We start from the raw sequence: 8260 nt of genomic DNA on the forward strand, positions 1-8260 counted from the left end.
GCCGAACACGGCCTTTCGAACGTTCAGGATTCTGCCATGAAGGTCCGTAACTCGTTGAAGTCGCTGCGCGGTCGCCATCGCGCCAACCGCCTGGTCCGCCGCAAGGGCCGGGTTTATGTGATCAACAAGGTGCAGCGCCGCTTCAAGGCTCGCCAGGGCTGATCACGCCCTGCCGGACGCCCCGCGCGTCCCGCAAGACCACGGTCTCACACGAGTTTGACGCCGCCTTTGCTTTGCAAGGGCGGCTTTGCGCGTCTAGACTTCAGTCATGGCAGTGAGATTCCCTTTCGCGCGCACCCTGTGTCTGGCCCTTGCTCTGGGAACCGCCGGCCTCGCTCCGGCCGCGGCGCAGCAGGTTGAGCCGCCGCCCCCTCCCGGCAAGCAGAAGAAGCTTCCCGAAGCGCCGGCCAAGCTGCCCAAGGTCGATCGCAGCAAAAATCTCGATTTCCTGTTCGGTGCGCTGAAGGCGGCGCCCGACGATGCCAGCGCCAAGCATGTCGAGGCGCGGATCTGGGCGATCTGGCTCCAGACCCCGAGCGACACCGCCTCGCTGCTGATGTCGCGGGCCAAGACCGCCGTCGACGCGCAGAAGATCGACGTCGCGATCAAGCTGCTGGATTCGGTCATCAAGCTGCGGCCCGACTACATCGAGGCCTGGAACCGGCGCGCCACGCTCTACTACATGCAGAACGATTACGGCCGCTCGCTCGCCGACATCCAGCAGGTGCTGATCCGCGAACCCCGCCATTTCGGCGCGCTCGCGGGGCTCGGCATGATCATGCAGGAGGTCGGGGACGAGAAGCGCGCGCTCGAGGCCTATCGCAAGGCGCTCGCCGTCAATCCGCACCTCGAGAAGATCCCCGATCAGGTCAAGTCGCTGACCGAGAAGGTCGAAGGCCGCGACATCTAGAGCACGATCCGGACCCGAAGGGCCGCGCCAGCGCAAAGGGATAGTTTGATCATTTCCCGAGCGATTGCGGCGCACGCGGATTAACCACGATCACACGCGTCGCATGAGCTGGGGTATCGTCCACGCGGCCGCAGGCCTACCTGCATGGCAGGAGCAAAGCCATGAAGCGTTTGATTTTTGCGGGTAGCTTGCTGCTCGCGTCGGGAACGGTGAGTCTCGCCGACGGACTGTTCTGGGTGGTCGGCAACCGCGCCACCGGCAGATGCAACATCGTGACCAGCAATCCGGTCATCGTCGGCGACATCTGGTTCGGCGATGGTCCCTACAAGTCCATGGCCGACGCCAAGCTTGCCCGCTCGACCATCCGCGCCTGTCCCGCGGTCAACCCCGACGACCAAAAGGACGAGGACAAGACGGACTAGAGTCTGGCCCGCCTAGTGCAGGACGCTGCCGCCGCGCTCTGCGAGGCTGCGATCAGCTGCTGCGGCGTAAGCCTTGGCGAGCTCCGTCTCGAGATGCTCGTTGATCAGGAGCAGCGCCCGCACGGCACCGCGCAGGTCACCGTTGCAGCTCGCGACGATCTCGTCGATTGCAGTGTCGTTCGATCTCAAGCTCATCGAAGAATCCTCCGGTTCAAACCAGGACAAATCTTGCCGGTCTTTCCCGCATCTCCTGAGGTGCGAGGAGGATCGGCGCCCACCCGCGCCTAAATGGCGGAACCGACCATGGCGATTATATGGAAGCCGCGATGACGACCGCATGAAGCTGGTCCGAAGCTTGCGTGCCATCGGGAATATCATTGATTCTATTGAGTTTTTCCGACCTGCAATTATGCACTTATCCACAGCCCCTCATTTCCGGTGGAAGTGCTGAGGCGCCTGGGGCGAAACTGCCGCGTGCCACGCTCGTAATCACCAGGTGGCTTATGACCAAGTGCCCTGGATCGTCCGGATTCAATCCATGATCGTGATGACAGTCGTGACGGCGCTGGTTCTGCTGGCGCTGGCCACGCAGGCCGGAATCGTCGCCGTGCAACGCGCCTTTCCACCTCAGGGCCGGATGATCGAGGTCGGTGGCGCGACGCTCCACGTCGTCGACATCGGCCCGCGCGATTCAGGCCTACCGATCGTGATGCTGCACGGCGCGAGCTCCAATCTCGAAGCGATGCGGCGCCCGCTCGGCGACCTCCTTGCAAAAGACCATCGCGTCATCCTGATCGACCGTCCCGGTCATGGCTGGAGCACGCGCGCTCGGCGGCAGGATTCGACGCCGCAGATCCAGGCGCGGATGATCGACGAGGCGCTCGGCAAGCTCGGAGTCGATCGTGCGGTCTTCGTCGTGCATTCCTGGAGCGGGGCGCTCGGCGCGCGCCTCGCGCTCGATCATCCGGGCCGCGTCGCGGGCCTCGTGATGCTGGCGCCCGTCACCCATCCCTGGCGCGGCGGCGTCGGCCGCTACAACGAGCTCATCGCAACGCCCGTGATCGGCCCGCTGCTCGCCTACACCATCACGCTGCCGCTCGGCTATGTCGTCGCCGAGTCCGGGGCGCGCAACGTGTTTCTGCCGCAGACCATGCCCGATGGTTTCGTGCAGGACTCCGCGACGCCGCTGCTGCTGCGGCCGCGCGAGTTCATCGCAAATGCCTATGATCTGGTGACGTTGAAGGAAGCTGTCGCCGCGCAAGTCGCGCGCTATGGCGAGATCAAGGCGCCGGTCACCATCATCGCCGGCGAGCCCGACAAGACGGTGAAGACCAGCATCCACGCGCGACCGTTCGCCGCGACCGTACAGAATGCGAAGCTGATCGTGCTGCCCGATCTCGGCCACATGGTGCAGAACGCGGTGCCGGATCTGGTGAAGGCGGAGATCGAGACGATGATCGATACAATCGTCCCGGCGCAGGCGGCCGCCGATTGAAGCGTTTTCGAGCGAAGTGGATACCGGTTCGCRTGAAGAAAACGCGTCAAGACAAGAAGCCTGAGCCTCGGTTCTGATTCAATCGGAACCGAAGCTCTGGCGGCCGCCTCTCGCGCGCTTACTGCTTGATCTTCCCGTCCTTGTCGAACTGCGAGATGAAGGTCCAGAGATTGTTGATCTCGGTCTCGTTCTTGATGCCGGCGAATGCCATCTTGGTGCCGGGGATCTTGGCCTTCGGATCCTTGATGTACTCCTTGAACGTGGCTTCGTCCCAGGTGATGCCGGAATTCTTGTTCGCGTCCGAATAGCTGTAATCCGGGGCGCTGCCCGACTTGCGGCCGTTGATGCCGTTGAGCTCGGGGCCGACCTTGTTCTTGGCGCCTTCGCCGATCGCGTGGCAGGCCAGGCATTTGTTGAACGACGTCTTGCCGGCCGCGACATCCTGCGCCATCGCGGCGGGTGCGGTGGCAGTCACGGTGAGGGCAACCAGCGCGGCGAAAGTCAATTTTGTCATAGGATGCTCTTCGTCTCTTCCCGGGTCAGATTGAGGGGCGTGGTTTTGGCAGGTCCGCTGCAAGTGGACAAGCCGCGAGATCTTGACAGGTTTCATGGTAGCAGACTTGCCCCAGAGAGAACTTGCGCTGCAACAAAGCAATGGGACCTTCGGAGGACCTACCCAAGAGCGGGCAGACGTGCTTGATTTGCCGGAACAAATTCCAATGCCGGACGAAGGTTTCGTAACATGGCCATCATGATGCCCGCGAGCGATCAGGCGGTGCTGGCGCGTCGCAGCGAGATCGTCGCCGCCTTGCGCGCGATCGTATCAGGCGAGGGCGTGATCGACAGCGCCGCCGAGATGCGGGCCTATGAATCCGACGGGCTGACCGCCTATCGGCAGCCGCCGATGGTCGTGGTGCTGCCCGATACGACCGAGCAGGTCGCGCTCGTCCTGAAATATTGTGCCGCCCAAGGCGTCAAGGTGGTGCCGCGCGGCTCCGGCACATCACTCTCAGGCGGTGCGCTGCCGCTCGAAGACGGCGTGCTGCTCGGGCTCGGCAAGTTCAAGCGCATCCGCGAGATCGATTTCGACAACCGCGTCGTCGTCACCGAGCCCGGTGTCACGAATCTCGCGATCAGCCAGGCGGTCGCGCATGCCGGCTTCTATTACGCGCCCGATCCGTCGTCGCAGATCGCCTGCTCGATCGGCGGCAACGTCGCGGAAAATTCCGGCGGTGTGCACTGCCTCAAATACGGCATGACCACCAACAACGTGCTGGGCTGCGAGATCGTGCTGATGAGCGGCGAGATCCTGCGGATCGGCGGCAAGGGGTGCGAGAACGCCGGCTACGACCTGATGGGCGTCATCACCGGCTCCGAAGGCCTGCTCGGCGTCATTACGGAGATCACGGTGCGCATCCTGCAAAAGCCGGAGACGGCGCGCGCGCTGATGGTCGGCTTCGCAGAGGTCGAGGCGGCCGGCGAATGCGTGGCGCGCATCATCGGCGCCGGCATCATTCCCGGCGGCATGGAGATGATGGACAAGCCGGCGATCCACGCCGCGGAAGCCTTCGTCCATGCCGGCTATCCGCTCGACGTCGAGGCGCTTCTCATCATCGAGCTCGACGGTCCCAAGATCGAGGTCGACGAGCTGATCACGCGCGTCGAGACGATCGCGAATGCTTGCGGCTCGACCACCTGCCAGATCTCGACCTCGGAGGCCGAGCGCAATCTGTTCTGGGCCGGCCGCAAAGCCGCGTTTCCGGCCGTCGGCCGCATCTCTCCGGACTATCTCTGCATGGACGGCACCATCCCCCGCGGCGCGCTGCCGAAGGCGCTGGCGCGCATCCGCGAGCTTTCGGAGAAATACCAGCTCGGCTGCGCCAACGTGTTCCACGCCGGCGACGGCAATCTGCACCCGCTGATCCTCTACGATGCCAACAAGCCCGGCGAGATCGAGCGGGCCGAAGCCTTCGGCGCCGACATCCTGCGCGCCTGCGTCGAGTTCGGCGGCGTGCTCACCGGCGAGCACGGCGTCGGCATCGAGAAGCGCGACCTGATGCCGGAGATGTTCAGCGAGATCGACCTCAACCAGCAGCAGCGGCTGAAATGCGCCTTCGACGCGCAGGGCCTGCTCAACCCCGGCAAGGTGTTTCCGACCCTGCACCGCTGCGCCGAGCTCGGCCGCATGCATGTGCATGCCGGGAAAGTGGCGTTTCCGGATATTCCGCGGTTCTGAAGGCAGCGGTGACGGTGCACCCTCTCCCCTTGCGGGAGAGGGTGGCTCGCCGCAGAGCGGCGAGACGGGTGAGGGGGTATCTCTCCGCGCAAACCGCTTGCAGTTGAGTTCGCTGAAGCAACCCCTCATCCGGCGCCATAGCCGAAGCTTGGCTTCGGCGTTCTTAAGAACGGCGGCCGAAGGCCGCCTATGCCACCTTCTCCCACAAGGGGAGAGGGAAGAAGAGCACTCACAGCATTCCGTATTGCGCTCGCTCCCGCTTCGCCAGCAGCGGCAGCGCTTCGCCGGCGATGTAGGTCTTGAAATGCGCGCTCTCCTGGTGCGCCTTGAAGGCGGCCTCGTCGCGGAACAGTTCGTAGAACAGGAACTGGGCCGGATTGTCCCTGGCGCGCGAGATCAGGAACAGCTTGACGCCGTCCTCGCGCTGCGCCTCGGGCAGGAAGCGGTCGAGGATCGCAGCGACCTTGTCGGCCTCGCCCGGTTTCGCCTCCCATTGCGCGACGACGAGCAGGCCGCCGCCGTCGACGGCGTCGCTGAGGGATTTCTGCGTGGCGTAGTGGTTCATGGTCCTTCCTCCTTGCTGCTGGGCTTGAGATGACGACGTCCATGGCGAGAGATAGATTGCCAGGACGGCTCCGAAGGCGGTGATCACCGACCTGCGGCTGAACGCTTCGTGGACGCGCGGCGCCGGCGGCCGCGCATATGTCGATCGCTTCATGTCTGTCTCCATCGGCTGAGCTCGATCGCGATCGGCGCAAGCTTGTAGCGATGGCCTGCCGGCTTTGGTTCGCCGGTGATCGAAGTGTCGATGTCGTGAACGCTTCGATATTTATCGAACCGTCGCTGTCGGATTTCGCGGAGCCGGCCTGACGGATTTTCGTCGCATGCCGCACCGTCGTCGCGCCGACAAGTGGTCGCCGCGTCACGCTGCATTTGATTTTGGCGGCGAATTTCGCTACCGCCTTTTCCCGTGGATACGCTTAGGGTCAGAGACGCCAAAGACGTCGAAGAGGTGGTGCGCGCGGCGATTGCCAATGAGCAGCCGCTCGAGATCATCGGTCATGGCAGCAAGCGCAGCATTGGCCACGCCATGGCGACCAACGCCGTGCTCGACGTCTCCGCGCTGAATGCCGTCACCTCCTACGAGCCCAACGAGCTGATCGTGACGCTTGAGGCGGGTGCGCCGCTGGCCGACGTGCTGTCGCTGATCGATGCCAAGAACCAGCAATTCGCGTTCGAGCCGATGAACACCGCGCCGCTGCTCGGCACGCCCGTATCAGGCACCATCGGCGGCATGATCGCGGCGGGCCTTGCCGGCCCGCGGCGCATCAGGGCGGGCGGGGCGCGCGATCACCTGCTTGGGGCGCACGCCGTCTCCGGCTTCGGCGACAGCTTCAAGACCGGCGGCAAGGTGGTGAAGAACGTCACCGGCTACGACCTCTGCAAGCTGCTCGCCGGTTCCTGGGGCACGCTGTCTGTCATGACCGAGGTCACGCTGAAGGTGATGCCGAAGCCGGAGGCCGAGCGGACGCTGCTGCTGCGCGGGCTCGACGAGGCCGCCGCCAACAAGGCGATGACCGCGGCGCTCGGCTCGCCCTTCGACGTCTCCGGCGCCGCACACCTGCCGAAATCTGCATTCCGGGCGAAAACCGACGGGCTCGGCGACATCGCGGRCCAGGGCGAGGCGCTGACCGTTCTCCGGCTCGAAGGCATTACCGCCTCCGCCGCGCATCGCGCCGGCTCGCTGCGCGAATTGCTGGCGCCGTTCGGAACCGCGACCCTGGTCGAGGACGCCGAGTCGTCGGCACTATGGGCTACCATCCGCGACGTACTGCCGTTCGCGGCCAGTGGCGCGCTGGGGGCCTGGCCGGTGTGGCGGATCGTCTGTCCGCCGGCATCGGGTGCGGCGCTCGGGACGCAGCTGGTGCGCGAGACCGGCGGCGACATGATCTTCGATTGGGGCGGCGGATTGATCTGGGCCGCATTGCCGCCGAAGGGCGATGCGCATGAGCCGGCCGTGCGCGCGTGTGCGAATGCGGTCGGAGGGCACGCCATGCTGATCCGGGCGGCCGAGGATGTCAGGCGCGAGGTCGATGTGTTCCAACCGCAGGCGCCCGGTATTGCCGCCTTGAGCGAGCGGATACGCGCCAGTTTCGATCCGAAGTCCATTCTCAACCGGGGACGGCTGACGCGGGGCGCTGCGGCATGAAGACCGAATTCTCACTGGCGCAACTCGCCGATCCCGATATCGCGGAGGCCGACAAGATCCTGCGCGCCTGCGTCCATTGCGGCTTCTGCACTGCAACCTGTCCGACCTATGTGCTGCTCGGCGACGAGCTCGATAGCCCGCGCGGCCGCATCTATCTGATCAAGGAGATGCTGGAGAAGGACCAGGCGCCGACGGCGGAGGTGGTCAAGCATGTCGACCGTTGCCTGTCGTGCCTGGCCTGCATGACGACCTGCCCCTCCGGGGTGAACTACATGCACCTCGTCGACCAGGCCCGGGTCAGGATCGAGCAGCGCTACCAGCGGCCGCTCACCGAGCGGCTGCTCCGTCAGGTCTTGGCCTTCGTCCTGCCGGACCCGCAGCGCTTCCGCGCCAGCATGTGGCTGGCGCGGCTGGCCCGTCCGCTGGCCGTATTCCTGCCGACGCCGCGGCCCTCGGCCACGCCCGGACTGATCCAGCGCCTCAAGGCGATGCTGGCGCTGGCCCCGAACCGGCTGCCGTCGCCCGGCCCCCTCCCGGGCAGCGTGTTCGCGGCGCTCGGCAAGAAGCGCGGCCGGGTCGCGCTGCTCCAGGGCTGCGCCCAGCAGGTGCTGGCGCCGCGCATCAACCAGGCTGCCATCAGTCTTCTCACCCGCCACGGCATCGAGGTCGTCCTGGTCAGGGACGAGCAATGCTGCGGCGCGCTGACTCATCACCTCGGCAACGACCATGATGCGCTGGCGCGGGCTCGCGCCAATATCGCGGCATGGCGCGCGGAGGCGGCCGGCGAGGGGCTCGACGCCATCCTGGTGACGGCGTCCGGCTGCGGCACGGTGATCAAGGACTACGGCTATCTGCTGCGCGAGGACGCTGCGTTCGCGGCCGATGCGGCGAAGGTGTCCGCGCTTGCCAAGGACATCACCGAATACGTTGCCGGCCTCGGTCTTCCGACCACTGCGATAGGCGACAACATCGTCGTCGCCTATCACTC

The 8260-nt window shown here is 65.3% G+C and carries 10 protein-coding genes; 7 read left to right on the forward strand and 3 right to left on the reverse strand.

The window, feature by feature from the left end:
* Positions 1-36: 36 nt before the first annotated feature.
* From ykgO to AC1D00_RS16120, 3 genes are all read left to right on the forward strand, one after another.
* Entirely contained in the window at positions 37-162 is a 126-nt protein-coding gene (gene ykgO, locus AC1D00_RS16110) for a type B 50S ribosomal protein L36 (protein WP_006611362.1), read from the forward strand.
* Between the two features lie 106 nt (positions 163-268).
* Complete coding sequence (locus AC1D00_RS16115) at positions 269-910, forward strand: tetratricopeptide repeat protein (protein ID WP_477011358.1); 642 nt, start codon at positions 269-271, stop codon at positions 908-910.
* A gap of 161 nt (positions 911-1071) precedes the next feature.
* Positions 1072-1332, forward strand: a complete 261-nt coding sequence (locus AC1D00_RS16120) for a hypothetical protein (RefSeq protein WP_477011359.1) — start codon at positions 1072-1074, stop codon at positions 1330-1332.
* Positions 1333-1344: 12 nt separating this feature from the next.
* On the opposite strand, the gene AC1D00_RS16125 is transcribed toward AC1D00_RS16120, so the two are convergent.
* Positions 1345-1527 (reverse strand): hypothetical protein, encoded by a 183-nt coding sequence (locus AC1D00_RS16125; RefSeq protein WP_477011360.1) that lies wholly within the window; start codon positions 1525-1527, stop codon positions 1345-1347.
* Between the two features lie 343 nt (positions 1528-1870).
* Here AC1D00_RS16125 and AC1D00_RS16130 point away from each other — a divergent pair, with 343 nt between their 5' ends.
* On the forward strand, positions 1871-2827 hold the full coding sequence (locus AC1D00_RS16130) for an alpha/beta fold hydrolase (protein ID WP_477011361.1): 957 nt from the start codon (positions 1871-1873) through the stop codon (positions 2825-2827).
* 118 nt (positions 2828-2945) lie between these two features.
* Here the strand turns inward: AC1D00_RS16130 and cycA are convergent, their stop codons facing one another.
* Positions 2946-3341, reverse strand: a complete 396-nt coding sequence (cycA, locus tag AC1D00_RS16135; protein ID WP_135176469.1) for a cytochrome c-550 CycA — start codon at positions 3339-3341, stop codon at positions 2946-2948.
* Positions 3342-3569: 228 nt separating this feature from the next.
* Here cycA and AC1D00_RS16140 point away from each other — a divergent pair, with 228 nt between their 5' ends.
* Entirely contained in the window at positions 3570-5063 is a 1494-nt protein-coding gene (locus AC1D00_RS16140; RefSeq protein ID WP_477011362.1) for an FAD-linked oxidase C-terminal domain-containing protein, read from the forward strand.
* A gap of 229 nt (positions 5064-5292) precedes the next feature.
* Here AC1D00_RS16140 and AC1D00_RS16145 read toward each other — a convergent pair whose 3' ends face one another.
* Positions 5293-5781: a putative quinol monooxygenase gene (locus tag AC1D00_RS16145; RefSeq protein ID WP_404552725.1), complete on the reverse strand. Its 489-nt coding sequence runs from the start codon at positions 5779-5781 to the stop codon at positions 5293-5295.
* 252 nt (positions 5782-6033) lie between these two features.
* On the opposite strand from AC1D00_RS16145, the gene AC1D00_RS16150 reads away from it, so the two are divergent.
* Positions 6034-7272 (forward strand): FAD-binding protein, encoded by a 1239-nt coding sequence (locus AC1D00_RS16150; protein ID WP_477011363.1) that lies wholly within the window; start codon positions 6034-6036, stop codon positions 7270-7272.
* A partial coding sequence (locus AC1D00_RS16155; protein ID WP_477011364.1) for a heterodisulfide reductase-related iron-sulfur binding cluster occupies positions 7269-8260 on the forward strand: 992 nt, incomplete at its 3' end. The genes AC1D00_RS16150 and AC1D00_RS16155, both read left to right, overlap by 4 nt.

Source organism: Bradyrhizobium sp. P2_E8 (assembly GCF_056403875.1).